Origin of the sequence: Streptomyces sp. PKU-EA00015, from assembly GCF_013387495.1 — a bacterium.
Lineage (GTDB): Bacteria > Actinomycetota > Actinomycetes > Streptomycetales > Streptomycetaceae > Streptomyces.
Map to the genome: position 1 here is coordinate 1 of NZ_JABZEE010000081.1, position 25,877 is coordinate 25,877.

27 protein-coding genes and 1 pseudogene are annotated in these 25,877 nt (G+C 71.7%); 16 read left to right on the forward strand and 12 right to left on the reverse strand.

Annotated features, from left to right (window positions below; genetic code table 11):
- The first annotated feature begins 422 nt into the window (after window positions 1-422).
- Complete coding sequence (locus HW130_RS33010) at window positions 423-1,763, forward strand: transcriptional regulator (protein WP_177153460.1); 1,341 nt, start codon at window positions 423-425, stop codon at window positions 1,761-1,763.
- A 51-nt stretch (window positions 1,764-1,814) separates the two neighbouring features.
- Complete coding sequence (locus HW130_RS33015) at window positions 1,815-2,345, forward strand: NUDIX hydrolase (RefSeq protein ID WP_177153461.1); 531 nt, start codon at window positions 1,815-1,817, stop codon at window positions 2,343-2,345.
- Between the two features lie 10 nt (window positions 2,346-2,355).
- Here HW130_RS33015 and HW130_RS33020 read toward each other — a convergent pair whose 3' ends face one another.
- A complete protein-coding gene (locus tag HW130_RS33020; RefSeq protein WP_177153462.1) occupies window positions 2,356-2,613 on the reverse strand; it encodes a hypothetical protein in 258 nt (85 codons plus the stop codon).
- A gap of 158 nt (window positions 2,614-2,771) precedes the next feature.
- Window positions 2,772-3,632, reverse strand: coding sequence for a 3-hydroxybutyryl-CoA dehydrogenase (locus tag HW130_RS33025; protein WP_177153463.1), 861 nt, complete (start codon window positions 3,630-3,632; stop codon window positions 2,772-2,774).
- Window positions 3,633-3,805: 173 nt separating this feature from the next.
- Here HW130_RS33025 and HW130_RS33030 point away from each other — a divergent pair, with 173 nt between their 5' ends.
- The gene (locus HW130_RS33030; RefSeq protein ID WP_177153464.1) at window positions 3,806-5,095 is read left to right on the forward strand and encodes a glycoside hydrolase family 10 protein; all 1,290 of its coding nucleotides are present in this window, start codon (window positions 3,806-3,808) and stop codon (window positions 5,093-5,095) included.
- Window positions 5,096-5,131: 36 nt separating this feature from the next.
- Here HW130_RS33030 and HW130_RS33035 read toward each other — a convergent pair whose 3' ends face one another.
- On the reverse strand, window positions 5,132-5,323 hold the full coding sequence (locus HW130_RS33035; RefSeq protein ID WP_177153465.1) for a DUF1918 domain-containing protein: 192 nt from the start codon (window positions 5,321-5,323) through the stop codon (window positions 5,132-5,134).
- A gap of 88 nt (window positions 5,324-5,411) precedes the next feature.
- On the reverse strand, window positions 5,412-6,308 hold the full coding sequence (locus HW130_RS33040; RefSeq protein ID WP_177153466.1) for a DMT family transporter: 897 nt from the start codon (window positions 6,306-6,308) through the stop codon (window positions 5,412-5,414).
- On the opposite strand from HW130_RS33040, the gene HW130_RS33045 reads away from it, so the two are divergent.
- From HW130_RS33045 to HW130_RS33055, 3 genes are all read left to right on the forward strand, one after another.
- On the forward strand, window positions 6,307-7,743 hold the full coding sequence (locus HW130_RS33045; RefSeq protein ID WP_177153467.1) for a PLP-dependent aminotransferase family protein: 1,437 nt from the start codon (window positions 6,307-6,309) through the stop codon (window positions 7,741-7,743). The genes HW130_RS33040 and HW130_RS33045 overlap by 2 nt on opposite strands.
- Window positions 7,744-7,804: 61 nt before the next feature.
- On the forward strand, window positions 7,805-8,236 hold the full coding sequence (locus HW130_RS33050; RefSeq protein ID WP_177153468.1) for a GNAT family N-acetyltransferase: 432 nt from the start codon (window positions 7,805-7,807) through the stop codon (window positions 8,234-8,236).
- Window positions 8,237-8,276: 40 nt separating this feature from the next.
- Window positions 8,277-8,852 carry a histidine phosphatase family protein gene (locus HW130_RS33055; RefSeq protein WP_177153469.1) on the forward strand — a complete coding sequence of 192 codons (576 nt, stop codon included), beginning with the start codon at window positions 8,277-8,279 and terminating at the stop codon, window positions 8,850-8,852.
- 14 nt (window positions 8,853-8,866) lie between these two features.
- On the opposite strand, the gene HW130_RS33060 is transcribed toward HW130_RS33055, so the two are convergent.
- From HW130_RS33060 to HW130_RS33070, 3 genes are read right to left on the reverse strand one after another with little or no spacing between them, the layout of a single operon-like run.
- On the reverse strand, window positions 8,867-9,274 hold the full coding sequence (locus HW130_RS33060; RefSeq protein WP_177153470.1) for a PPOX class F420-dependent oxidoreductase: 408 nt from the start codon (window positions 9,272-9,274) through the stop codon (window positions 8,867-8,869).
- 54 nt (window positions 9,275-9,328) lie between these two features.
- Entirely contained in the window at window positions 9,329-10,573 is a 1,245-nt protein-coding gene (locus tag HW130_RS33065; RefSeq protein WP_177153471.1) for an RNA polymerase sigma factor, read from the reverse strand.
- Complete coding sequence (locus tag HW130_RS33070) at window positions 10,570-10,923, reverse strand: YciI family protein (RefSeq protein WP_177153472.1); 354 nt, start codon at window positions 10,921-10,923, stop codon at window positions 10,570-10,572. Before HW130_RS33070 ends, HW130_RS33065 begins: the two co-directional genes overlap by 4 nt.
- Window positions 10,924-11,312: 389 nt before the next feature.
- Between HW130_RS33070 and argC the strand changes: the two genes are divergently transcribed.
- The 5 genes from argC to HW130_RS33095 all read left to right on the forward strand — a co-directional run bounded on the left by argC (window position 11,313) and on the right by HW130_RS33095 (window position 16,258).
- The gene (argC, locus tag HW130_RS33075) at window positions 11,313-12,341 is read left to right on the forward strand and encodes an N-acetyl-gamma-glutamyl-phosphate reductase (RefSeq protein ID WP_177153473.1); all 1,029 of its coding nucleotides are present in this window, start codon (window positions 11,313-11,315) and stop codon (window positions 12,339-12,341) included.
- A 118-nt stretch (window positions 12,342-12,459) separates the two neighbouring features.
- The gene (gene argJ / locus HW130_RS33080) at window positions 12,460-13,611 is read left to right on the forward strand and encodes a bifunctional glutamate N-acetyltransferase/amino-acid acetyltransferase ArgJ (protein WP_177153474.1); all 1,152 of its coding nucleotides are present in this window, start codon (window positions 12,460-12,462) and stop codon (window positions 13,609-13,611) included.
- Window positions 13,608-14,507 carry an acetylglutamate kinase gene (argB, locus tag HW130_RS33085; RefSeq protein ID WP_177153475.1) on the forward strand — a complete coding sequence of 300 codons (900 nt, stop codon included), beginning with the start codon at window positions 13,608-13,610 and terminating at the stop codon, window positions 14,505-14,507. Before argJ ends, argB begins: the two co-directional genes overlap by 4 nt.
- A gap of 1 nt (window position 14,508) precedes the next feature.
- Window positions 14,509-15,705 (forward strand): acetylornithine transaminase, encoded by a 1,197-nt coding sequence (locus tag HW130_RS33090; protein WP_177153476.1) that lies wholly within the window; start codon window positions 14,509-14,511, stop codon window positions 15,703-15,705.
- A gap of 7 nt (window positions 15,706-15,712) precedes the next feature.
- Window positions 15,713-16,258, forward strand: coding sequence for an arginine repressor (locus HW130_RS33095; RefSeq protein ID WP_177153477.1), 546 nt, complete (start codon window positions 15,713-15,715; stop codon window positions 16,256-16,258).
- 59 nt (window positions 16,259-16,317) lie between these two features.
- Here HW130_RS33095 and HW130_RS33100 read toward each other — a convergent pair whose 3' ends face one another.
- Window positions 16,318-16,905 carry a pyridoxamine 5'-phosphate oxidase family protein gene (locus tag HW130_RS33100; protein WP_177153478.1) on the reverse strand — a complete coding sequence of 196 codons (588 nt, stop codon included), beginning with the start codon at window positions 16,903-16,905 and terminating at the stop codon, window positions 16,318-16,320.
- A gap of 43 nt (window positions 16,906-16,948) precedes the next feature.
- Window positions 16,949-18,373, reverse strand: a complete 1,425-nt coding sequence (locus tag HW130_RS33105; protein ID WP_256356494.1) for a hypothetical protein — start codon at window positions 18,371-18,373, stop codon at window positions 16,949-16,951.
- Between the two features lie 145 nt (window positions 18,374-18,518).
- Here HW130_RS33105 and HW130_RS33110 point away from each other — a divergent pair, with 145 nt between their 5' ends.
- Together HW130_RS33110 and argH are read left to right on the forward strand one after the other, a co-directional pair.
- Complete coding sequence (locus HW130_RS33110; protein ID WP_177153479.1) at window positions 18,519-19,715, forward strand: argininosuccinate synthase; 1,197 nt, start codon at window positions 18,519-18,521, stop codon at window positions 19,713-19,715.
- Between the two features lie 130 nt (window positions 19,716-19,845).
- Entirely contained in the window at window positions 19,846-21,279 is a 1,434-nt protein-coding gene (gene argH / locus HW130_RS33115) for an argininosuccinate lyase (RefSeq protein ID WP_177153480.1), read from the forward strand.
- Between the two features lie 15 nt (window positions 21,280-21,294).
- On the opposite strand, the pseudogene HW130_RS37150 reads toward argH, so the two are convergent.
- Window positions 21,295-21,509 (reverse strand): annotated as a pseudogene (locus HW130_RS37150) (hypothetical protein); the annotation flags it as partial.
- Between the two features lie 30 nt (window positions 21,510-21,539).
- Complete coding sequence (locus tag HW130_RS33120; protein ID WP_177153481.1) at window positions 21,540-22,118, reverse strand: dienelactone hydrolase family protein; 579 nt, start codon at window positions 22,116-22,118, stop codon at window positions 21,540-21,542.
- Between the two features lie 226 nt (window positions 22,119-22,344).
- On the opposite strand from HW130_RS33120, the gene HW130_RS33125 reads away from it, so the two are divergent.
- On the forward strand, window positions 22,345-22,896 hold the full coding sequence (locus tag HW130_RS33125) for a TetR/AcrR family transcriptional regulator (protein WP_177153482.1): 552 nt from the start codon (window positions 22,345-22,347) through the stop codon (window positions 22,894-22,896).
- Window positions 22,893-24,437: an MFS transporter gene (locus HW130_RS33130; protein ID WP_177153483.1), complete on the forward strand. Its 1,545-nt coding sequence runs from the start codon at window positions 22,893-22,895 to the stop codon at window positions 24,435-24,437. Before HW130_RS33125 ends, HW130_RS33130 begins: the two co-directional genes overlap by 4 nt.
- 105 nt (window positions 24,438-24,542) lie before the next feature.
- Here HW130_RS33130 and HW130_RS33135 read toward each other — a convergent pair whose 3' ends face one another.
- Window positions 24,543-25,205, reverse strand: a complete 663-nt coding sequence (locus tag HW130_RS33135; protein ID WP_375256611.1) for a lysophospholipid acyltransferase family protein — start codon at window positions 25,203-25,205, stop codon at window positions 24,543-24,545.
- A 258-nt stretch (window positions 25,206-25,463) separates the two neighbouring features.
- Between HW130_RS33135 and HW130_RS33140 the strand changes: the two genes are divergently transcribed.
- On the forward strand, window positions 25,464-25,877 hold a 414-nt coding region (locus HW130_RS33140), incomplete at its 3' end, for a glycerophosphodiester phosphodiesterase family protein (protein WP_305737818.1).

A 25,877-nucleotide genomic window follows, 5' to 3' on the forward strand; every position in this document is an offset into this window, starting at 1 on the left:
GTCGTGCGTCCGCCCGGCCCCGACCCGGCGCCGCGGCGCTCCTCGTCACCTGCGTGACGACGGCGCGCGGGTACCGGCGCAGTCGGGGAAGCACTGCGCCGGTACCCGTCCGGAACCTCCCGTCGCCAGGGTCTGTGCTGCCTCGCGGTGTCCGGCAGGAGCCGGACTGCCGCTGCGGCCGGCGCCGTCCGCCCTGCCGCGGAGTGTCGGGCAGATCAGCAGGGCAGACGACGCGAGGGGGGCCGCCGCACTGTACGAGGGGGAGCCGGCGGCCCGGCCGCCTCTGTGAGAGGCAGTTCAGTCAACCGGCCCCCGGTGTGCGGCGGGAGAGCACGCACGGTGCGGAACGGGGCACTTGTTTCACACCCCGTGCGAATCGTCCTCTACTAGGCTGAGGCGGACCGAGTCACCGGAGGGGGCCCATGCAGCCCAACACTCTGCTCGACGCCCTGCTCGACGAAGCGGGCATCTCCCACGCCGGTCTCGCGGCGCGCGTCAATCAGGCCGGCCGGGCCAGAGGACTGTCGCTGCGCTACGAACACACCGCCGTGGCCCGCTGGTTGAAGGGCCAGCGCCCGCGAGGGCAGGTGCCGGATCTGATCTGCGAGGTCTTCGCCGTCCGGCTGCGCCGCGTCGTCACGCTCGACGACATCGGCCTCGGCGTACCGGGCGAGCCCGCGCCGTCGCAGGGGTCGTCGCTGTCCGGCTTCGTGGAGCGCGCCGCGGCCCTGTGGCGCTCCGACGAACAGCAGCGTCCGCACATCGTCGAGGCGCCTGCCGTCACCGGCACGCCGGCCGTGATGCCGGTCTGGGAATGGGAGAACCCTCCCGAGGACTCGGACGTCTCCCGCGCCGGCCTGACGTGCGTGAGCATGGCCGACATAGAGATGCTCAGGGCAGCCCGTGCCCACTACGAGCTGATGTACCGCAAGGCCGGCGGCATCGCGACCCGCTTCCGCGTCGTCGGCTTTCTCAATGCCGAGACCGCCCCGCTGCTGCGCGGCGCGTACAGCGACACCCTCGGCCGCCAACTGCACCGCGCGACCGGCGGACTTGTCGCCGTCGCCGGGATCTGTGCGTACGACTCCGACGCGCACGGTCTCGCCCAGCGCTACTTCCACCAGGCGCTGCGCCTGGCGAAGGCCAGCGGCGACCGGGGACTCGGCGCGTACGTGATCGCGCTGCTCGTCAACCAGTCGCTGTTCATGTCCGACTTCCGCCAGGCCGTCGCCTTCGCGGAGGCCGCGCTGCGTGCCGCCGGGCACCAGATCACGCCCGCGCTCGCGGCCGACCTGTACGCGATGCAGGCCAAGGCGTACGCCCAGCTCGGCGACGCCACGAGCGCACTGCGGTGCATCCGCCGGGCCGAGTCGGAGGCGGAGCGGATCCGTCCGGGGTACGAGCCGGACGAGACGGGCTACGTCCAGCCGGGGCTGGTCAACGTCCAGGTGGCGGAAGCCCTGTTGAGCCTGGGCGACCTGGCCGCGGCCCGCGAGCACGCGGCGACCGCGGTGGAAACTCCCGCGCACGACCGCGGCCGGGTGCACCGGCTGGCGATGCTCAGCCAGATCGAACTGCGCCAGGGCGAGGCGGACCGCGCGGCGCGGACGGCGGCTCGGATGGTGGAGCGGGTCCGGGGGATGGAGTCGCAGCGGCTGCGGGACCGTCTGCGGGCCGTGCGCGAGCATCTGGTGACCAGTGGCTGTGCCGATGCCACCGAGGCGGCCCATCTCATCGACGGAGCGCTGCGCGTTCCCCTCTGAGCCGGGCCCTGCTGCCATATTGCCATCGACTTGTCGGAAGGTGGCAGAAGCGTGCAGTGGACGAACTTAAGCGAACGAACTGTGTATGAAAACCGTTGGTTCAGGGTCAATCTGGCGGATGTCGCGCTCCCGGACGGCCGTCACCTGGACCACTTCCTGATTCGGCTCCGCCCGGTCGCCGTCGCGACCGCGGTCAACGAGGCCAACGAGGTGCTGATGCTCTGGCGGCACCGCTTCATCACCGACAGCTGGGGCTGGGAACTCGCCGCGGGAGTCGTCGAGGACGGTGAGAGCGTCGCCGACGCGGCGGCGCGGGAGATGGAGGAGGAGACCGGCTGGCGTCCCGGTCCCCTCCGTCATCTGCTCACCGTCGAGCCGTCCAACGGCCTCACCGATGCCCGGCACCACCTCTACTGGGCCGAGGACGCCACCTACATCGGCCACCCCGAGGACGACTTCGAGTCCTCACGCCGCGAGTGGGTACCGCTCAAGCTGGTGCCCGACATGATCGCCCGCGGTGAGGTCCCGGCCGCCAACATGGCGGCCGGACTGCTGATGCTCCACCATCTGCGGCTGGGGTAGGGGCCCGGGCCTAGGGGCTCACCGCCTGCCACACCGCGACCGCCAGCGCCCCCAGTGCGGTGAGCGCCGCCACGGCGGGCAGGGGCCATCGGGCGTGTTCGAGCGCCCCGACGCGAGCGGTCAGGTCGGCCAGTTCCCGGTCGATCTGGTCGCCCCGCTGGGCCAGCAGTGCCAGATGGCCGTCGATACGGGCCAGTCCCACGTCGATGCTGCGGCGCAGTTCGGCGAATTCCTCGACGGCCAGTAAGTGATCAGGGTCGGTGGACACGGATGCTTCTCCTGTTCGGGTAGTCGTACGCGGACCCTTGCTGAACGCGACCGAGTCAACTCACCCCGGCGGGAGGGCGGGAGCGTGCGCGCATGGCATATGCGGGCACGCCCCGCGCACCCCGTGTGAATCCCTGTTCGAATTCTCCTGCGGCCGCGTCAGGAGTAGGTGTAGAAGCCCGAGCCGGACTTCCGGCCGAGCCGGCCCGCGTCGACCATCCGCTGGAGCAGCGGGGGAGCGGCGTACAGAGGCTCCTTGTACTCGGCGTACATCGAGTCGGCGACCGAGGCGACCGTGTCCAGGCCGATCAGGTCCGACAGCTTCAGCGGTCCCATGGGGTGGGCGCAGCCCATCTCCATGCCGTTGTCGATGTCCTCACGGCTGGCGATGCCCGACTCGAACATCCGGATCGCGGACAGCAGGTACGGGATGAGCAGGGCGTTCACCACGAAGCCGGAGCGGTCCTGCGCCCGGATCGGGTGCTTGTCCAGCACCTGCTGCACCACGGCCTCGGAGCGCTTGATCGTCTCCTCGGAGGTGGTCAGTGCCGGAATCAGTTCGACCAGCTTCTGCACCGGGGCCGGGTTGAAGAAGTGGATGCCGATGACCTGGTCGGGACGCGAGGTCGCGACGGCCAGCTTCACCAGCGGGATCGAGGAGGTGTTGGAGGCGAGGATCGCGTCCTGCCGGGTCACCACCTGATCGAGTACCTGGAAGATCTCGGTCTTGACCTGCTCGTTCTCGACCACGGCCTCGATGACGAGATCGCGGTCGGCGAACTCCCCGAGGTCGGTCGTGAAGGAGAGGCGCTCCAGGGTGGCGTCGCGCTCCTCCTCGGTGATCTTGCCGCGCTCGGCCGCCTTCGTCAGGGAGTTGTACAGCCGGGTGCGGCCGATCTCCAGCGCCTCGCCCGTGGTCTCGGCCACCTTCACCTCGAGGCCGCTGCGGGCGCACACCTCCGCGATGCCCGCGCCCATCTGGCCGCAGCCCACCACTCCGACGCGTGCAATGTCGGCCATTGAGTCCGTCACCTGATGCCTTTCGCTGGTCCTTCGGTCGGCAGGTCCCCCGTACGGTTCCGGCGCCCACCGACCCCCCGACGTTACTCCGGATGCGTGGGTGGCCGAGCCGCAGGGGCGGGCATGCTCTGCGGGACACGGCAATCGCTACCGTCGGCGACAAGGGTGGGCATATGGGGCATTTGAGGAGAAGAGGTTTTGTGGTCGCGACGGCCGGAGCACTGGCCGCGCTCGCGACGACCGGGGAAGCGGCGGCCTTCGCCCGCTCCTTGGAGAGGGCCGGGACAGCGGGGGAAGGGGTACCGATGGGCAGGGCCGCGCGGGGGAAGCGGGCCACGCGGGAGTTCCGCGGGATGTGGCTGGCGACGGTCGGCAACCGCGACTGGCCCTCGGTGCCGGGCCTGAGCGCGGCCGAGCAGCGCGCCGAGCTGCTGGCCCACCTCGACATCGCGGTGGAGCGCCGGCTGAACGCAGTGATGTTCCAGGTGCGGCCGACGGCCGACGCGCTGTGGCCGTCGCCGTACGAGCCGTGGAGCCAGTACCTCACCGGTGTCCAGGGGCGGGACCCCGGCTGGGACCCGCTCGGCACCGCGGTGCGGGAGGCGCACCGGCGCGGTCTGGAACTGCATGCCTGGTTCAACCCTTACCGGGTCGCGATCCACGCGGACCCCTCCCGGCTGGTGCGCTGCCATCCGGCCAGGCAGCACCCGGACTGGATCGTTCCGTACGGCGGGAAGCTGTACTACAACCCCGGCATTCCTGAGGTCCGGGCCTTCGTCGAGGACGCCATACTGGACGCCGTCCGCCGCTACGACATCGATGCCGTGCACTTCGACGACTACTTCTACCCGTATCCCGTCGCCGGCCAGTACTTCGACGACGACGCGGCCTGGGCCCGCTACGGCTCGGGATACGCGAACAGGGCCGCCTGGCGCCGGGCCAACGTCGACCTGCTGGTGCGGGAGACGGGCGCGCGGATCACGCGTGAGAAGAAGCACGTCCGCTTCGGGATCAGCCCCTTCGGCGTGTGGCGCAACGCGTCCACCGACCCGGCCGGGTCCCGCACGACGGCGGGCGTGCAGACGTACGACGACCTCTACGCCGACACCCGCACCTGGGTCAGGCGGGGCTGGATCGACTACGTCGTCCCGCAGGTGTACTGGCACATGGGCTTCGCCGCCGCCGACTACTCGACGCTCGTGCCCTGGTGGTCGGACGTCGCCGACGGCACGGGAGTCGACCTGTACATCGGCGAGGCGCTGTACAAGGTGGGAATCCCGGGCCAGCCGGCGGCATGGCACGACCCCGCGGAGCTCTCCCGCCACCTCACGTACGCCTCGCAGTACCCGCAGGTGGGCGGTCACTGCTTCTTCTCGGCGCTGGAGGTGGGGGCCGATCCTCTGGGGGCGATGACGAAGGTGGTGGAGGACCACTACCCGACCCGGGTGCGGACGGGGGACTGAGCCCGGAGCCCGCGCTCCCGGACCGGGACGGTGTGGTCAGGACTTCTCGTGGTGCTGGACCACGCAGTCGGGCCCGGGGGACAGCACCGCTTCGTGCCCGTCGTCGAAACGGACGCGGTACGGAGGAGTGCCGTCGGGTCCCAGCACCTTGAGGACTTCGGCGTGCTTGTCGTGCTGCCCCACGGTTCTGCCGTGCACCAGCAGCGTGTCGCCCTCGTTTGCTTGCATCGGGAGTGACCTCCTCGGCAACCGGTCCGTTTGGTGGGTCTTTTCGAGTCTACGGCCGGGGGTGCGCCGCGCATCCCCGGCCTGGACCTCAGGTGCGGGCCCGCTGGGTGACCGCGATGCACACGAGGACGCCCACGGCGGCGAGAGGGGCCTCCGGGGAGAGGGTCTCGCCGAGGAGGGCCACCGACCAGACCAGGGTGAGCAGCGGCTGGGCGAGCTGTAGCTGGCTGGCCCTGGCGATGCCGATCTCGGCCATGCCGCGGTACCAGACGTACAGCCCGAGGAAGGTCGATCCGACCGCCACCCAGACCAGTCCGGTCACGCCCTTGGCGGTGAGGTGCACCGGCTCGACGGAGAGGGCGACGACGGACCCGGCCACGCTCAGCGGCAGACACATGACCAGCGCCCAGCCGATGACGTGCCATCCGGGCATCACCGAGGCGAGCCTGCCGCCCTCGGTGTAGCCGGCGGCGCAGACCAGCAGGGCGCCGAAGAGGTACAGATCGCCCGTGTGCAGGGCCCCGCCGCTCTGCTGCACGGTGAAGGCGATCACGACGACGGCTCCGGCGAGCGCGGCCGCCCAGAACGTGGGCGACGGCCGGCGACCCGTGCGCAGGGCCGCGAAGACCGCCGTGGTCAGCGGCAGCAGCCCCACGACGACCGCGGCGTGCGAGGCGGTCGAGGTCTGCAGGGCCAGGGTCGTCAGCAGCGGAAAGCCCACGACGACCCCGCCGCCGACGACCGCGAGTCCTGCCCAGTGGCGGCGCTCCGGGACGCGGACGCGCAGCGCCAGCAGGAACCCGCCCGCGACGAGCGCCGCGAGGACACTGCGCACGGCGACCAGGGACCAGGGGCCGAAGCTGTCCAGGCCCCAGACGGTCGAGGGGAACGTCAGCGAGAAGGCGACGACGCCGAGCGCGGCGAGGACCGTGCCGCTGCTGACCGCTATCGTGGTGGTGGGAGTAGCGCTATCCTGTGCTGTCATGCAAGAGCGTAGCAGTGTGGCTGAACTGGCGAACTCGCTGAAGCGGGAACTGGACCGCTACTCACCGGGAGGGAAGCTGCCGTCGAGCAGAGCGCTCGTCGAGCGCTACCGCGTCTCGCCGGTCACCGTCTCCCGCGCGCTCGCCCAGCTCGTCGCCGAAGGGCTCGTCGTCACCCGGCCCGGTGCCGGGGCCTTCCGTGCCCACCCGCGCACCGACGCCCCGCCGGCCGGCGACACCTCCTGGCAGGAGGTCACCCTCAGCGCCGACGCCGCCGCCGAGGCGGTACCGCGCACCGTCGACGCGTCCGGAGTCCTCGTCACCCTGGCCGTGCCCCCGCCGGGCGTCGTCGAGTTCAACGGCGGCTACCTGCACTCCTCGCTCCAGCCCGAACGGGCCATGGCGGCGGCCCTCGCCCGCGCCGGCCGCCGCCCCGGAGCCTGGAGCAGGCCGCCCACCGACGGCCTGCCCGAACTGCGCGACTGGTTCGCCCGCTCGATCGGCGAGACGGTCGGTCCGGCGGACGTCCTGGTCACGGCGGGCGGCCAGTCCGCGCTGACCACCGCCCTGCGCGCGCTCGCCCCGCCCGGCTCGCCCGTCCTCGTCGAATCGCCCACGTACCCCGGCATGCTGGCCATCGCCCGTGCCGCAGGGCTGCGGCCTGTCCCGGTTCCGGTGGACGCCGACGGCGTGCGGCCCGACCTGCTCGGCGCCGCCTTCCGCGCCACCGGGGCCCGCGTCTTCGTCTGCCAGCCGCTCTTCCAGAACCCGACCGGCGCGGTCCTCGCCTCCGAGCGCCGCCCCGAGGTGCTGCGTGTGGCCCGCGAGGCGGGCGCGTTCGTGATCGAGGACGACTTCGCGCGGCGACTCGTCCACGAGGACGCGGGCCCGCTGCCCAGGCCGCTCGCGGCCGACGACCAGGACGGCGTCGTCGTCCACGTCAGCTCGCTCACCAAGGCCACCTCGCCCAGCCTGCGCGTCGGCATGCTCGCCGCCCGCGGACCCGTGCTCGGCCGGCTCCGCGCCATCCACGTCGTCGACACCTTCTTCGTCCCCCGGCCCCTCCAGGAAGCCGCACTCGAACTCGTCGGCGCGCCCGCGTGGAACCGTCACCTGCGCGCCGTGGCCGGCGAACTGAAGGTCCGCCGCGACACCATGACGGCCGCGCTGCGGCTCCACCTGCCCCACCTCGCCCTGCCGCACATCCCCTCCGGCGGCTATCACCTCTGGCTGCGACTGCCCGACACCGTCGACGAGAGCGCACTCGTCGCCGCGGCGCTGCGGGCCGACGTCGCGGTGGCCCCCGGCCGCCCGTACTTCTCCGCCGAACCGACTGCCGGCCACATCCGCCTGAGCTTCGCGGGCGTCGCCGGTGTGGGGGAGATCACCGAGGGGGTGCGCAGGCTGGAGGCCGCCTACGGCGAGCTGACGAGGTGACCGGAAGCCCGGCGGGGATACTCCGATGACAGCCCTCGCACCCGCGTGCGACGCTCCCGCCATGACCGAGATGATGCATGGCGCATACACGATTTCCACCGACCCGGCCCGGCTGGACCAGGACCGGATCCACCACTGGCTCTCCACCGAGGCGTACTGGGCGCTCGACCGCAGCCGGGAGAAGCAGGACCGGGCCATCGCCGGATCGGTCAACTTCGGTGCGTACGAGACGGTCTCGGGGCAGATGGCCGGCTTCGCGCGGGTGGTCACCGACCACGCCACCTTCGCCTGGCTCTGCGACGTCTACGTCGACCGGTCCGCCCGGGGCGAGGGGCTGGGCACCGCACTGGTCACCGCGGTCCGCGACCATTTCGCCCCCCTGGGGCTGCGCCGCATCCTGCTCACCACCGACGACGCCCACGGCCTCTACGAGAAGCTGGGCTTCAAGGAGCTCGCCGTCCCCGGTAACTGGCTCAACCTGATGTTCGAGTGACACCCTTGACCTGCGAGGCGTTGACCCGCACCATCACGCCATGACTGTCCGGGTCACCCTGATCGCCGCGGCGCGCAGCTCTCCGCTGCTCACAGAGCGGTTCGACGACGACCGGCCGCTCGACCAGGCCGGCTGGCACGAGGTGCAGCTCGCCGCGCACGCGCTCGTGCCGCTGAGCTCGGCCGAGCTGCGCTACTGCTCGCCCACCACCCGCAGCCGTGCGACCGGCGAGGCGCTCGGCTTCGCCCCGCTCGCCCAGCCGGCCCTGCGCGACTGCGACATGGGCCGCTGGCGCGGCTGCACGCTCGCCGAGGTGACCGCGCGCGAGCCCGCCGCGGTCGACGCCTGGCTCGCCGACCCGCGCAGCGCCCCCCACGGCGGCGAACCGCTGCTCGCGTTCATCTCGCGGATAGGCGGCTGGCTCGACACCCGGCCCGCAAACGACTGCCGTGCGATCGTGGCCGTGGCCGAACCGTCCGTGGTGCGGGCGGCCTTCGTGTACGCACTGCGCGCCCATCCCTCGATGTACTGGAACGTCGACGTCCGCCCGCTGTCGACGGTCACCCTCACCGGACAGCCGGGCCGCTGGCACCTGTGCCTGGAGGCGGCCGCCTGACCGGCGGGACACGGCTACTTCGCCGTCCCCACCACCCGCTCCGGCGTGATCCGGATGACCACGCGTACGGCCTTTGGCGGGAGGTCCAGGTACTCCTGCCCCGCGCCGGGACCCTCGTACTCCTCCGCCAGCCGCACCGCGAGCCCGCGTCCCCGGTCCTCCGTGACGGTCGCGGTCCCGCGCACCTCCACGTAGCGCAGCGGGTCCTTGCGGTCGTACACGGTCAGCGAGACGCGCGGGTCGCGGGCGATGTTGCGGTCCTTGCGCCTGCCGGCCTGCGAAGAGATCACCAGCTCGTCGCCCTCGCGGCCCACCCAGACGACCGACGTCTGCGGGCTGCCGTCGGGCAGGACGGTGGCCAGCACCGCCGGATTCGGCTCGTCGAACATCAGGCGGGCGGACTCGCTCAGAGGTATCGGCATGGGCAGAGGGTAACGTCCGCCCCGGTCACGGTCATTGGGAAAACGGCCGGTCCCTCACACCGGTCCCAGATCGCGGAGTCTGCGCTCCAGCCAGGCGGCCTCCGCGGCGTTCCCGGCGCCCGCGATCGCCGCTTCGTAGGCCGACGCCGCCTCGGCGCGGCGTCCGAGCCGCCGCAGCAGATCGGCTCGCACGGCGTGCAGCACGTGGAAATCGCCCAGCGTGGGGACGAGCGCCTCCACCAGGTCGAGCGCCGGGCCCGGGCCCCGCACCTCGGCCACGGCGACCGCCCGGTTGAGCGCCACCACCGGACTCGGCGCGATCGCCGTCAACCGGTCGTACAGGCGCAGGATCTGGCCCCAGTCCGTGGCGGCCGCGTCCCGCGCGTCACTGTGCACCGCGCTGATCGCCGCCTGGATCTGATACGGCCCCGGCCTGCCACGGCGCAGACACCGCCGCACCAGCGCCAGGCCCTCGGCGATCAGGCCCCGGTCCCACAGGTCACGGTCCTGCTCGGCGAGCACCACCAGCTCGCCGTCCGGGCCGGTGCGTGCGGGGCGACGGGACTCCGTCAGCAGCATCAGCGCCAGCAGGCCCAGCACCTCGGGCTCGTCCGGCATCAGACGGGCCAGCAACCGGCCCAGTCTCACCGCCTCCGCACACAGGTCCTCGCGCACCAGCCGGTCGCCCGAGCCCGCGCTGTAGCCCTCGTTGAAGACCAGGTAGACGACCGACAGCACGGCCGGCAGCCGGTCGGGCAGCTCGGCCTCGTCCGGGACGCGGTACGGGATCCGCGCATCGCGGATCTTGCCCTTGGCGCGGACCAGGCGCTGCGCCATGGCGGGCTCGGCCACCAGGAACGCGCGGGCGATCTCCGCCGTGGTGAGCCCGCCCACCAGCCTCAGTGTCAGGGCGACGCGGGCGGCCGGCGCGAGAGCGGGATGGCAGCAGGTGAAGATCAGTCGCAGCCGGTCGTCCTCCACGGGGCCCTCCTCGAGCGGACGTTCGCGCGCATGCAGCAGCGCGGCCTGGGCGTGCCGGTCCGCCCGGGACGCCTCCCGCCGCAGACGGTCGATCGCCCTGTTGCGGCCGGTGGTGATGATCCAGCCCGCCGGGCTGGGCGGCAGCCCGTCCACCGGCCACCGCTCCAGCGCCGCGGTGAACGCGTCCTGGACCGCTTCCTCGGCGATGTCGATGTCGCCGAAGACCCGGACGAGGACGGCGACGGCGCGCCCGTACTCCTCGCGGAAGACCCGCTCGACGGCCGCCGCGCCTCCCGTCCCCGCCGGACCCGTCGTCATCCGCCGCTGCCGTGGGCGAGCGGCCTCACCTCGATCGGGAGCGTGATCGCGCGGGCGAGCTTGCGGCCCCACGCGAGCGCCGCGTCGAGGTCGGGCGCCTGGATGACGGTGAAACCGCCGAGGTGCTCCTTGCCCTCGACGTACGGACCGTCGGTGGTGAGCACCTCGCCGTCCTTGAGCGTGAGGACGGTGGCGGTGCCCGGCGGGTGCAGCCCGCCGGAGAACACCCAGGCCCCGGCCTCCCTCAGGTCGGCGATCACGGCCTCGACGTCCCGCATGATCGGGTCCAGGATCTCGGGCGGCGGCGGGTCCCCGTCGGGCTGGTAGATGCTGAGCAGGTACTGCTGCATGGTGGCCTCCTCGGTGCGGTCGCGGCGTCCTGCCGCGTTCTCACCCTCTACACGAACGGGCCGGCCCCGGATCGACACGCCCCGCCGAGAAATTCCGGCGGGGCACGCCGGGCCGCCCCTGCGGGGGGTTGCGGACCGGGACGCCGGGCCGCACCGCTTGTGGTGGAGTGACAACACCCGGTCCGGTCGGTCGCGGGGGCATCGGGCTGTTATGACTCCACCTGCCAAGCACCGAAGGCCGGGCCGTGTGCGGCGATCGCCGAGTCGGGGATTATTGTTCTGTAGAGTTCGGACATTTTCTTAATGCTGGATACATCCACTCGCGCGAGAGGTCGTTGCATAGTTCTGCATCGCTGCGTATAGTCATGCCATCGATGAGGAGGCTTTCGATGACGGTTCGAGCAGCAGTGGCAGGGGCGAGCGGGTACGCGGGCGGAGAGTTGCTCCGACTGCTGCTGGCGCACCCCGAGGTCGAGATCGGCGCCCTCACCGGCAACTCCAACGCGGGCCAGCCGCTCGGCGCACTGCAACCGCACCTGCTGCCGCTCGCCGGCCGGGTGCTCCAGCCGACGACCGCCGACGTCCTCGCCGGCCACGACGTCGTGTTCCTCGCCCTTCCGCACGGCCAGTCCGCCGCCGTCGCCGAGCAGCTCGGGGACGACGTCCTGGTCGTCGACATGGGCGCCGACTTCCGGCTCGCGGACTCCGCCGACTGGGAGGCGTTCTACGGCTCCGAGCACGCCGGCACGTGGCCGTACGGCCTCCCCGAGCTGCCGGGCGCCCGCGCCGCGCTGGAGGGGTCCAAGCGTGTCGCGGTGCCCGGCTGCTATCCCACGGCCGTCTCGCTCGCGCTGTTCCCGGCCTACGCCGCGGGACTCGCCGAGCCCGAGGCCGTGATCACCGCCGCAACCGGCACCTCCGGCGCGGGCAAGGCCCTCAAGCCGCACCTGCTCGGCTCCGAGGTGATGGGCTCGATGAGCCCGTACGGCGTGGGTGGCAGCCACCGGCACACCCCCGAGATGATCCAGAACCTGAGCGCGGTGGCGGGGGAGCGCGTCACCGTCTCCTTCACCCCGACGCTCGCGCCGATGGCGCGGGGCATCCTCGCCACCTGCTCGGCGAAGGCGAAGCCCGGCACGACCGCGGGCGACGTCCGCGCCGCGTACGAGAAGGCGCTGGCGGACGAGCCGTTCGTCCACCTGCTGCCCGAGGGGCAGTGGCCCGCCACCGCCTCGGTCTACGGATCGAACGCCGTCCAGATCCAGGTGGCGTACGACCAGGCGGCCGGGCGCGTCATCGCCATCAGCGCCATCGACAATCTCACCAAGGGCACCGCGGGCGGCGCGGTGCAGAGCATGAACATCGCCCTCGGATTCGCCGAGAGCACGGGTCTTTCCACGATGGGAGTTGCGCCGTGAGCGACGCGCGCGCAGCCGCCGGTCCGCGGATGACGACGATGCCCACACCCCTGAGCCGCGCGGGCGGAGATGGGGGTACCTCCCAGGCGTCAGCTCTGGGGGAGAACGGAGAAGCACAGTGAGCGTGACCGCAGCGAAGGGATTCACGGCGGCGGGCATCGCCGCCGGGATCAAGGAGAACGGCAACCCGGACCTGGCCCTCGTGGTCAACACCGGGCCGCGCCGCGCCGCCGCGGGCGTCTTCACCTCCAACCGGGTCAAGGCCGCGCCGGTCCTGTGGTCCGAGCAGGTCCTCAAGGGCGGCGAGGTCACCGCCGTGGTCCTCAACTCCGGCGGCGCCAACGCCTGCACCGGTCCCAAGGGCTTCCAGGACACCCACACCACCGCCGAGAAGGCGGCCGACGTCCTCGGCATCGGCGCGGGCGAGGTCGCCGTCGCGTCCACCGGACTCATCGGCGTCCTGCTCCCCATGGACAAGCTGCTGCCCGGCATCGAGCAGGCGGCCGCCCAGCTCAGCGAGCACGGCGGCGAGAAGGCCGCCATCGCCATCAAGACCACCGACACGGTCCACAAGACGGCTGTCGCGCAGGGTGAGGGCTGGACCGTCGGCGGCATGGCCAAGGGCGCTGGCATGCTCGCCCCGGGCCTCGCCACCATGCTCGTCGTGCTCACCACCGACGCGGACCTGGACGCGCCCACCCTCGACAAGGCGCTGCGGAACGCCACCCGGCAGACGTTCGACCGGGTCGACTCCGACGGATGCATGTCCACCAACGACACCGTGCTGCTGCTCGCCTCCGGCGCGTCCGGCGCGAAGCCCGCGTACGAGGAGTTCGCCGACGCCGTGCGCACGGTCTGCGACGACCTGGCCCGGCAGCTGATCGGCGACGCCGAGGGCGCCTCCAAGGACATCCGCATCGAGGTGGTCAACGCGGCGACCGAGGACGACGCCGTCGAGGTCGGCCGCTCCATCGCCCGCAACAACCTCCTCAAGTGCGCCATCCACGGTGAGGACCCGAACTGGGGCCGGGTGCTCTCCGCCATCGGCACCACCAAGGCCGCCTTCGAGCCCGACCAGCTGGGCGTGGCCATCAACGGCGTCTGGGTCTGCAGGAACGGCTCCGTCGGCGAGGACCGCGACCTGGTCGACATGCGCTACCGGGAGGTGCGCATCACCGCGGACCTGGCCGCCGGCGCCGAGTCCGCGGTCATCTGGGCCAACGACCTCACCGCCGACTACGTCCACGAGAACAGCGCGTACAGCTCATGAGCACCACGAGGAAGCACACCGCCCTGCCCAAGGCGCAGATCCTCATCGAGGCGCTGCCCTGGCTGACCCGCCACAACGGCAAGACCGTCGTCATCAAGTTCGGCGGCAACGCCATGATCGACGAGGAGCTGAAGGCAGCCTTCGCCCAGGACGTCGTCTTCCTGCGGCACGCCGGGCTCAAGCCCGTCGTGGTGCACGGCGGCGGCCCGCAGATCTCCGCCGCGCTCGACCGGCACGGGCTGGTCAGCGAGTTCAAGGCCGGCCTGCGCGTCACCACGCCCGAGGCCATGGACGTCGTACGGATGGTGCTCGCCGGGCAGGTCCAGCGCGAGCTGGTAGGCCTGCTCAACCAGCACGGGCCGCTCGCCGTCGGCCTCACCGGCGAGGACGCCCACACCATCACCGCCACCAAGCATCAGCCGACCATCGACGGGGAACTCGTCGACATCGGCCGGGTCGGCGAGATCACCGGGATCGACACCGGCGCCATCGAGGCACTGCTCGCCGACGGACGCATCCCGGTGATCTCCTCGATCGCCCGCTCCGAGGACGACGGACATGTCTACAACGTCAATGCCGATACGGCGGCTGCGGCACTCGCCGCGGCGCTGGGTGCCGAGACGCTGATGGTCCTCACCGACGTCGAGGGCCTGTACGAGGACTGGCCCCACAGCGACGAGGTCATCAGCCGCCTCACCGCCACCCAGCTGGAGAAGCTCCTGCCCGACCTCTCCAGCGGCATGGTCCCCAAGATGGAGGGCTGCCTGCACGCCGTGCGCAACGGCGTCAACACGGCCCGGGTGATCGACGGCCGGGTGCAGCACTCGATCCTGCTGGAGATCTTCACCGACGAGGGCATCGGCACGATGGTCGTGCCGGACGGACAGGGGGAGTGACATGACGAACCAGGAGCTCGCGCACCGGTGGCAGGGCGTGATGACGGACAACTACGGCACGCCGAGGCTGTCCCTGGTCCGCGGCGAGGGCGCCAGGGTCTGGGACGCCGACGGCACCGAGTACACCGACTTCGTCGGCGGCATCGCGGTCAACGCGCTGGGCCACGCCCACCCCGCGATCGTCGAGGCCGTCAGCCGTCAGATCGCCTCGCTCGGCCATGTCTCCAACCTCTTCGTCGCCGAGCCGCCCGTCGCGCTCGCCGAGCGGCTCGTCCAGCTCCTCGGCCGGCCCGGCCGGGTCTGCTTCTCCAACTCCGGCGCCGAGGCCAACGAGGCCGCCTTCAAGATCGGCCGGCTGACCGGGCGCGGGCACATGGTCGCCACCACCGGCGGCTTCCACGGCCGGACCATGGGCGCCCTCGCGCTCACCGGACAGCCCACCAAGCAGCAGCCGTTCCTGCCGCTGCCCCCGGACGTCACCCACGTCCCCTTCGGCGACGCCGAGGCGCTGCGCGCGGCCGTCACCGAGGACACCGCACTGGTGATCATCGAGCCGATCCAGGGCGAGAACGGCGTGGTCGTACCGCCCAAGGGATACCTCGAGGCAGCGCGGGAGATCACCCGGGCCACCGGCACCCTGCTCGTCCTCGACGAGGTCCAGACCGGCATCGGGAGGACCGGCCACTGGTTCGAGCACCAGGCGCACCAGGGCGTCGAGCCCGACATCGTCACGCTGGCCAAGGGGCTGGGCGGTGGGCTGCCCATCGGCGCGACCGTCGTCTTCGGCGAGGCGGCGGACCTGCTGAAGCCCGGCCAGCACGGCACGACGTTCGGCGGCAACCCCGTCGCCTGCGCCGCCGGACTCGCGGTCCTCGACACCCTCGCGGCCGACGGAGTCCTCGACTCGGTCAAGCGGCTCGGCGAGAAACTGCGCGACGGAATCGAGGGTCTCGGGCACCCGGCCGTCTCCCATGTCCGTGGCAGCGGCCTGCTGCTGGGTATCGTGCTCACCGGACCGCTCGCACCGAAGGTGCAGCAGGCGGCCCAGGATGCCGGATTCCTGGTGAATGCCCCCGCGCCCGATGTCGTACGGCTCATGCCGCCCCTGATCATCGGCGACGCCGAGGTGGACGCGTTCCTCCAGGCGCTCCCGGGCATCCTCGACGCGAGCAACGGGGAAGGACGAGCCGGAGAATGAGACGACGATGACCGATGCCCGGTACGCCGAAAACGGTGAGCACGGCGGCCCCGCCGTACCGCACACCCGCACGGCCCGCCACCGCCGGATCGTGGACATCCTCAACCGCCAGCCGGTGCGCTCACAGAGCCAACTGGCCAAGCTCCTCGCGGACAACGGGCTGAGCGTCACGCAGGCGACGCTCTCCCGCGACCTCGACGAGCTGGGCGCGGTGAAGATCCGCAACACAGGCGGCGAGCTGATCTACGCGGTGCCCAGCGAGGGCGGTTTCCGCACTCCGCAGGCGCCGCTGGGCGAGTCCGCCAAGGAGGAGCGCATGCGGCGCCTCTCCAGTGAGCTGCTGATCTCCGCGGAGGCGTCGGCGAATCTCGTGGTGCTGCGTACGCCGCCGGGCGCGGCCCAGTTCCTGGCCTCGGCCATCGACCAGGCCGAACTGCACGACATCCTCGGCACGATCGCGGGTGACGACACCCTGATGCTGATCAGCCGCGACCCGGCCGGCGGGCAGGCTCTCGCGGACCATCTGCTGCGGCTCGCGCAGAAGGAGCGCTGAACCGATACGGCGCGGCACCCCCCGGCCGGGTGCCGCGCCGCGCCGTGCTCAGCGCGTGCTCACCGGGGCAGCGGCGGCAGCGGCAGCGGCAGTCCCGGAAGACCGTCGATGCTGGCCGCGATGTGCTCCTTCTTGGCGAAGTACGCGTCCAGCGACGCGTCGTCCTCGCGCGCGAACCGCTTCCCGTGCAGGTCCCGGTCCTCGTCGTACGTCATGAACGGCACGGCGTACCCGCAGGTGTCCCGGACCAGTTCGGCCGTCACCACGATGACGGCGCGCAGCCCGTGCGGTGACGGATCGATCCCGGGGAAGTGCGCGAGCAGCCCGGCCCAGCGCTCGTCGTCACGGAAGACCGCCTCGCCGCGCCCGTGCACGCGGACGATGTTGGGCGGCCCCTGGAAGGCGCACCACATCAGCGTGATGCGGCCGTTCTCGCGGAGGTGGGCGATCGTCTCCGCATTGCTGCCGGCGAAGTCGAGGTAGGCGACGGTCCGTTCGTCGATGACGGCGAACGACCCCTTCAGGCCCTTGGGGGAGAGATTGACCGTGCCGTCCTCCGCCAGCGGCGCGGTCGCGGTGAAGAACAGCGGTTGGGCCTCGATGAAGGCACGGAGTCGTCCGTCTATGTGCTCATGCGTCTTTCCCATGGGGGGAATTATCGCCGTGCGGTCGGGGCGCCCACCGGTGGTTTCAGACGCTGAGACCCAGGTGGCCGCGCATCACGTTCATCACGTAGTCGCTGAACAGATGCGTGCACCGCCCCAGCAGCGCGTCCAACTCCGCCCGCACACCGCTTTCTTCCGCGCGGAGGTCCGCGTACGGCAGCTCCTCGAGCCAGCGACGCTCCTGCACGGTGGCCGCCGCGTTCCGCCGCACACCGGGGTCGGCGTCGGACAACAGGACGACAGCGGCGCGCAGTTGGGTGACACCTCCGTGTGCCTTCAGCAGCCGGAAGGCCGCCCGGCGCGTGTGCGCGGGCAGCTCGGGCGACAGTCGCGCGAAGAGCGCCTCCGCCGGCAGCCGGCGCGCGAGCGGCAGGAGGGCGCGCGCCGCTTCGCGGGCCACGGCCGCCGACGGGTCGTCGAGCAGTGGGCGTACGTCCTGACAGGGGACCGCCTGGAGCAGCCGCAGACCGGCGACCGCCTGGACGCGCACCCCCGCCACGGGGTGTGTGAGGAAGCCGCGCAGGAGAGCGGCGTCCTCGCGCCGGCCGCACTCGGCGAGCCCTGTCACGGCCCAGGGCACGAGCGCGCCGGGGTCGGCGCACAGCTTCGTGTAGGCGGCGTGCGGGTCCCCGCCGCTCCCGCTCACGAGCCAGCGGGCGCAGGCGCGCACCAGAGGAGAGCGGTCGGTGAGGTGACGGGCCGCCTCGTCCGCACGGCCCGCCCGCCGCAGCGCGGTCACCCCGGCCGACCGTACGAGCGGCGCATGGGCGCCCAGCAGGATGTCGACGGCCTCGTCGTCCGGGCCCTCGGCCGCCATCGCGGCGAGCGCCGCGTCCGACCACCACCGCCGCAGGACGGGGTCCGGGTCGTCGGCCGCGTGCCGCGCGAGCTCGCGTACCCCGAGCAGGCCGTGGTCCAAGGCGACGCGGGCGACGAGCCGCCGGGCGGCGGTGTCCCGGCCGAACCCGCCGAGCCGGGCGAGCGCGAGGTGCGGCGCGGCCCGCAGGGTCTCCTCGAACAGCTCACGGGCCCACACCCCCAGCTCGCGGCGGCCGACCCGCAGTACCAGCGGGGTCAGGGTGCGCAGCGCGGTCTCGGGCTCGGCCCGGAGGTGCTCCGCGAGCATCCCGCGGGCCCGCAGCCGCACCGGCTCGACCCAGTCGGCGCACCTGATGACCGTGAGGTGCCAGAAGGCGGGACTGCTGCCTCCCGGGGCGAGGGCCGCCTCCCGTACCCGTCCGTCCGGATGGCACAGAGCGGTCTCCGGCTGAGCCCTCAGCCGGTCGGCCGGCTCGCGGCCGTACCGTCCGAGCTCGCGCACCGCGTGGTCGAGGGCCGTCCAGCAGGCCGGGTCGTCGAAGTCGAGGACGTGGCCCGCCGGGAGCCCCCGCATCAGGTGGCTGACGGCTTCACGGCCCGCCAACGTGTCCCATCGCTTGCCCCAGCCCATCTGTCCTCCCCCTGATCGTCCGTGGTCCGTGCCGAGCCTAGGGAGGCGGTGCGGCCGGGACCAGCGCATTTCCGGGTCGATTGACAAAACATACGGAACTCTGCATAGTTATACCTGTCAGTGATCGCACCGTAAGGAGAACCCCGTGACCGAGCGCGTCGTACTCGCCTACTCGGGCGGCCTGGACACCTCCGTTGCCATCGGCTGGATCGCGGAGGAGACGGGCGCCGAGGTCGTCGCGGTCGCCGTGGACGTCGGCCAGGGGGGCGAGGACCTGGACGTCATCCGCAAGCGCGCTCTCGCCTGCGGCGCTGTCGAGGCCGAGGTCGCGGACGCCAAGGACGAGTTCGCCGAGGAGTACTGCCTCCCCGCGATCAAGGCCAACGCGCTCTACATGGACCGCTACCCGCTGGTCTCCGCGCTCTCCCGGCCGGCGATCGTCAAGCATCTCGTCGCCGCCGCCAAGAAGCACGGCGCCACCACCGTCGCCCACGGCTGCACCGGCAAGGGCAACGACCAGGTGCGCTTCGAGGCCGGCATCGTCGCCCTCGCGCCCGAGCTCAGGTGCATCGCCCCGGTCCGCGACTACGCGATGACCCGGGACAAGGCGATCGCCTTCTGCGAGGAGAAGCAGCTGCCGATCGCCACCAGTAAGAAGTCGCCGTACTCCATCGACCAGAACGTCTTCGGACGGGCCGTCGAGACCGGCTTCCTGGAGGACATCTGGAACGCGCCGATCGAGGACATCTACGAGTACACCTCGAACCCGGCGGAGCCGCGGGAGGCCGACGAGGTCGTCATCACCTTCAAGGAGGGCGTCCCGGTCGCCGTCGACGGCAAGCCCGTCACCGTGCTCCAGGCCGTTCAGCAGCTCAACGAGCGGGCCGGCGCCCAGGGCATCGGCCGGATCGACATGGTCGAGGACCGGCTCGTCGGCATCAAGTCCCGCGAGGTGTACGAGGCCCCCGGTGCGATCGCACTGATCACCGCCCACCAGGAGCTGGAGAACGTGACCGTCGAGCGCGAGCTCGCCCGGTACAAGCGGCAGGTCGAGCAGCGCTGGGGCGAGCTGGTCTACGACGGCCTGTGGTTCTCGCCGCTCAAGCGGGCCCTGGACGGCTTCATCGACGAGGCCAACCAGCACGTCAGCGGCGACATCCGGATGACGCTGCACGGCGGCCGGGCCGTCGTCACCGGCCGGAAGTCCGACGACTCGCTGTACGACTTCAACCTCGCCACCTACGACTCGGGCGACACGTTCGACCAGTCCAAGGCGCAGGGCTTCATCGAGATCTTCGGCCTGTCGCAGAAGATCGCGGCGCGGCGTGATCTGCGGGCGTAGCCCACGGGACCTCGCGTAACCCGCACGCGTTGTACAGACCGCCTCCCCGGACAGTCCGGCAAGGCCGGGGTGTTCCCGGTCAGGCTCCGGGAGAGGCCGCACATCACAACCCTCCCAAGGAGCAAGAGCTGTGAGCAGCAACAACGGTGACGTCCGGCTCTGGGGCGGCCGCTTCGCCGACGGCCCCGCCGAGGCGCTGGCGAAGCTGTCGGCGTCGGTCCACTTCGACTGGCGTCTGGCGCCGTACGACATCGCCGGGTCCCGTGCCCACGCGCGCGTGCTGCACAAGGCGGGCCTGCTCACCGATGACGAGCTCACGCGCATGCTGTCCGGCCTGGACCGGCTGGAGGCGGACGTCGCCTCCGGGGAGTTCACCGGCACCATCGCCGACGAGGACGTGCACACCGCACTCGAGCGGGGCCTCCTCGAGCGGCTCGGCCCGGACCTCGGCGGCAAGCTCCGCGCCGGCCGCTCCCGGAACGACCAGGTCGCCACGCTCTTCCGGATGTACCTGCGGGATCACGCCCGGATCATCGGCGGGCTCATCGCCGACCTCCAGGACGCCCTCGTCGGCCTCGCCGAGGCGCACCCGGACGTCGCCATGCCGGGCCGTACGCACCTCCAGCACGCCCAGCCCGTTCTCTTCGCTCATCACGTTCTCGCGCACGTGCAGTCCCTGTCCCGCGACGCGGAGCGGCTGCGCCAGTGGGACACCCGTACCGCCGTCTCCCCGTACGGCTCCGGCGCGCTGGCCGGCTCGTCCCTCGGGCTCGACCCGGAGTCGGTGGCCAAGGACCTGGGCTTCGAGCGCGGTTCCGCGGGCAACTCGATCGACGGAACGGCCTCGCGCGACTTCGTCGCCGAGTTCGCCTTCATCACCGCGATGATCGGTGTGAACCTCTCCCGGATCGCCGAGGAGGTCATCATCTGGAACACGAAGGAGTTCTCCTTCGTGACCCTGCACGACGCCTTCTCGACCGGGTCCTCGATCATGCCGCAGAAGAAGAACCCCGACATCGCGGAGCTCGCCCGCGGCAAGTCGGGGCGCCTCATCGGCAACCTCACCGGCCTGCTCGCCACGCTCAAGGCACTGCCGCTCGCCTACAACCGCGACCTCCAGGAGGACAAGGAGCCGGTCTTCGACTCCTGCGACCAGCTCGAGGTCCTGCTGCCGGCGTTCACGGGGATGATGGCGACGCTCACCGTCAACCGGGAGCGCATGGAGGAACTCGCCCCCGCCGGCTTCTCGCTCGCCACCGACATCGCCGAATGGCTGGTCAAGCAGGGCGTGCCGTTCCGGGTCGCACACGAGGTCGCCGGTGAGTGCGTCAAGGAGTGCGAGCAGCAGGGCATCGAGCTCGACCAGCTGACGGACCAGCAGTTCGCGAAGATCTCGCCGCACCTCACGCCCGAGGTCCGCACCGTCCTGAACGTGCCCGGCGCACTGGCCTCCCGCAGCGGCCGCGGCGGCACGGCCCCCTCGGCGGTCGCCGTCCAGCTCAACGAGGTCAAGGCCGATCTGGTGATACAGCACGCCTGGGCCTCCGCCAAGGCCAAGCGGTAACGGCCCGCAGCACTGCAGCGCCGCCGCCCAGTCCGCGAGCACGTCGAAGTCCGGCCGGGTCAGCCCGATCCGCTCGTCGACGCGCAGCAACAGGGCGGCGGCGATGTGCTGTTGCTCCACGTACTCGTGGTCGTACGGGGTGATGTCGTCGTCGACCCAGGCGAAGGGCCGCCCCGCCGCCGCATCTGGGGCCAGTCGACGCACGGCAGCTCCGGCAGCGCAGGATCAGGCCGGTGATCCCGGAGGTCCGAGGGTGTCGGCTATTCGATGCGGTCGAGGAAGTCGAGCACCCGATGGGTGACCTGCGTTGCGGCGTGTTCGTCGTACGACGGCAGGCTGCTGTCGGTGAACAGGTGTCTGTCGCCGGGGTAGAGGAACAGTTCGGCATCTGCCGCCGTCTCGACGAGCGCCCGGGCTGCGTCCACGTCGCCCTCTTCGGCGAAGAACGGATCCGCGTCCATGCCGTGGACCTGGACCGGGACGTCCCCCGGCCAGGCGCCACCGAACTCCGAGACCGGGACGCATGCCTCCAGCAGCAGCGCGCCCTTTGCGCCGGGGCGGGTCTGGGCCAGCTTCTGCGCCGGCAGGACGCCGAGCGAGAACCCGAGGTGGACGAGTTCCGCAGGCAGCCCCTCAGCGGCGGCGGTTCCGCGCGCGATGACCGTGCCGAACCCGACGGCCCGGGCGTAACCCATGCCCTCCTCGAGACTGTCGAATGTCCGCCCCTCGAACAGGTCCGGGACGTGGACGGTGTGTCCGGCCCGTCGCAGCTGCTCGGCGAACTCACGGACGCCGACGGTCAGCCCGTGCCCGTGGTGGAAAACCAGCACCTCAGCCATGTCGCTCCCCTCGTGCTGCGGTGTCCGGGCGGCGCAGCAGCACGAGTATGGCCCGCACCACTGACATCTGCGGGTCGTAGCCGGACGGGATCAGATCGTTGAAGCGATCGCCATGGCCTCAGGGAGGAGCCGCGTGCCGGGAGTCCAGGCCCCCTGGACTACGGCCCGATGGGACGCTCGTGCATTGAATGAGACATCACTGTCTCATATGGTCTATGCTCGTCTCATGGCCATGGATCGTGAACAGGTACTCCGTACCGCCGCCGCCCTGCTGTCCCGGAAATCGACCGCCACCATGGACGAGGTCGCCCGGGCCGCCGGCATCGGCCGTGCGACGCTGCACCGCCACTTCGCCGGCCGCGACGCGCTCGTCCGGGCGCTCGAGGCGTTCGGCATCCAGGAGTTCGAGGCCGCGCTCGACCGGGCGCGGCTCGACGAGGGCGACGCGAGCGACGGCCTGCGGCGGCTGATCGCCGAGATGGAGCCCGGCGCCGACCTGCTGGCCTTCCTCTACACCGAGAGCCAGCTGTTCGAGGGGGACCAGATCAACGAGGGCTGGTCGCGGCTCGACGCCCGGGTCGCGGCGCACTTCCGGCGCGGCCAGGAGCGGGGCGAGTTCCGCATCGATCTCCCGCCCGCATGGCTGACCGAGGCGCTGTACGCGCTGATCGGCTCCTGCGCGTGGGCCGTCATGGACGGCCGCGTCGCCAAGAAGGACTTCCAGTACATGACCGCCGAGCTGTTGCTCGGCGGAGCTCGACGGAGTGTGAGGACATGAGCAGCACCTTCCGGCCCACGACCAGGGCGGACGAGACCCTGTACCGCCCCGGGCGGTGGCTGGCGCTCTCCGTCCTGGTGCTGGCCGTCCTGCTGGTGGCGGTCGACGCGACCGTCCTCGGCCTCGCGACCCCGTTCCTGAGCGAGGACCTCGAACCGACCGGCAACCAGCTCCTGTGGATCGGCGACGTCTACTCGTTCGTCATCGCCGGACTTCTCGTGTCGATGGGCAGCCTCGGCGACCGCATCGGGCGCAAGAGGCTCCTGCTCGGCGGCGCGGTCGCGTTCGGCGCCGTGTCCGTGCTCAACGCGTACGCCACCAGCCCCGAGATGATGATCGCCGCCCGGGCGCTGCTCGGTGTCGCGGGAGCCACGCTGATGCCGTCGACGCTGGCCCTGATCCGCAACATCTTCCACGACCCGAAGGAGCGCAGCCTCGCCATCGGCATCTGGGGTGCCATGGCCTCGGCCGGCGCCGCCGTCGGACCCGTGGTCGGCGGCTTCCTGCTGGAGCACTTCTGGTGGGGCTCCGTCTTCCTGATCAACCTGCCCGTGATGGCCGTTCTGGTCCTCGTCGGCGTCAAGCTGCTGCCCGAGTCCAGGAACGCGGTGGCCGGTCCGTGGGACCTGGCCAGTGTCGCTCTGTCGCTCGTCGGCATGGTCGGCGTCGTGTACGCGATCAAGGAGGCGGCGAGCCACGGGCCCAGTCCGGTCGCCGGCGCCGCAGCGGTGATCGGCATCGCCGCGCTGTACGGCTTCGTGCGCCGGCAGCTGACGCTGCCCGCACCGCTGCTCGACATGCGGCTGTTCCGGAACCGGGGCTTCTCCGGCGCGGTCCTCGCCGACCTGCTGACCATTCTGGGCCTGTCCGGCCTGGTGTTCTTCCTGTCCCAGTTCCTGCAACTGGTACAGGGCAGGCAGCCGTTGGAGGCCGGACTCGCGGAGCTGCCCGCCGCGATCGGCGCGGTGGCCACCGGACTTGTCGCCGGCACCGTGGCCCGGCGCTTGTCGGTACGGGCGGTGGTCGCGGGCGGTCTCGCCGCCGTCGGCCTGGCGCTGGCCGCGCTGACGTTCCTGGGCCAGTCCACCGGCTATCCGATGCTGGGCGCGGCACTGCTGGTCGTCGGCGCGGGCGCGGGCTTCTCGTTCACCGTCACGGCCGACGTGATCCTCTCCAGCGTCCCCAAGGAGCAGGCGGGCGCGGCGTCCGCGGTGTCCGAGACCGCCTACGAACTCGGCGCGGCGCTCGGCATCGCGCTGCTCGGCTCCGCCCTGACCGGCGTCTACAGCGGCTTCGCCACCCCTGCCGGAGTGCCGGCGGCCACCGCGTCGGCGGCGCACGAGTCCCTGGGCGGCGCGGTGGAGGCGGCCGCCCGCCTGCCCCACGGCGAAGCGGCGGCGCTGCTGGCCGCGGCGCAGGAGGCCTTCGTCGACGGCCTGCGGGCGGCGGCGGGCGTGGGCGCGGCGGTCCTGCTGGCGACGTCGGCCGCGGCGTGGTTCCTGCTGCGGGGGCAGAAGCTGGCGGACGGCGTGGAGCACTGACGCACCGGAGCCGCCGGACGGGCTGATTTCGCGCGGCGAAATCAGCCCGTCGGCGATTGAGGCGCGGAAGCCCGGGGGGCGGAGCCCCCGGAAACCTCCGCAGGCTTACGCCGCCTTCGCCTTCGTGGCGTACATGTCCACGTACTCCTGGCCCGACAGCCGCATGACCTCCGTCATCACCGAGTCCGTGACCGCCCGCAGTACATAGCGGTCGCGGTCCATCCCCTCGTAGCGCGAGAACTCCATCGGCTCGCCGAAGCGGACTGTCACCCGGCCCGGGCGCGGCAGGCCCGCGCCGCCCGGCTGGAGCTTGTCCGTGCCGATCATCGCGAAGGGGACCACCGGCGCGCCCGTCATCAGCGTCAGGCGCGCGATGCCCGTACGGCCCCGGTACAGACGGCCGTCGGGGGAGCGGGTGCCCTCGGGGTAGATGCCGAAGACCTTGCCGTCCTCCAGCACCCGGCGGCCGGTCATGAGCGCGGCGACACCGCCGTTGGCGCCGTCACGGTCGACCGGGATCATGCCGACGCCGGTGAAGAACCACGCCATCGCGCGGCCCTTGAGGCCCTTGCCCGTGACGTACTCGTCCTTGCCGATGAAGAACACCGGACGGTCGGTCACCAGGGGCAGCACCATCGAGTCGATGAAGGTGAGGTGGTTCCCGGCGAGGATCACCGGCCCCGTCCCGGGAATGTTCTCGGCGCCTTCCACGCGAGGGCGGAACATCAGGCGCAGGAACGGCCCAAGCACTGCCTTGATGAGCGTCAAGCGGGACAACGGGTCCTCCGGTGTCATGGGGACGGGACGGTGATGGCCGGCGCAGTCGCTGCATGCGGTGCGTGAGTCTGTGCAGGTGAGGACGATACTCGCGGGTCGCGCCCCTCGCACATCGGGTTCACGAAGGAGATACGCGGTGTTGACGCGCGTTTTTGCGGTGTTCGCCCAGGGTCTGCCGCGGGTAAGGGGCGGCTGCCTACGATCGGGCGACGCTCGAGAGGTGCGGGACATCACATGGAGGAACGTTTCATGACACAGGGTGCGAGCAGCAGTCCGGCACGCCGAACCATTCTGGGAGCCGCCGTTCTGAGTACGGCCGCTCTCGGCGTCGGCGCAGGTGCGGGCGCGGCACAGGCCGGTGAGCGCCCCGGCGGCGGCCCGTCGTACAAGGGACTGCCCGTGCCGGCCGTGATCGCGCACCGCGGGGCCAGCGGCTACCGGCCCGAGCACACCCTCGGGGCGTACCAGTTCGCCCTCGACATGGGCGCGCACGTCATCGAGCAGGACCTGGTGCCCACCAAGGACGGCCATCTCGTATGCCGTCACGAGAACGACATCACCGGCACCACGGACGTCGCCCAGCACCCCGAGTTCGCCTCGCGCAGGACCACCAAGTCCGTCGACGGCGTCAGCATCACCGGCTGGTTCACCGAGGACTTCACG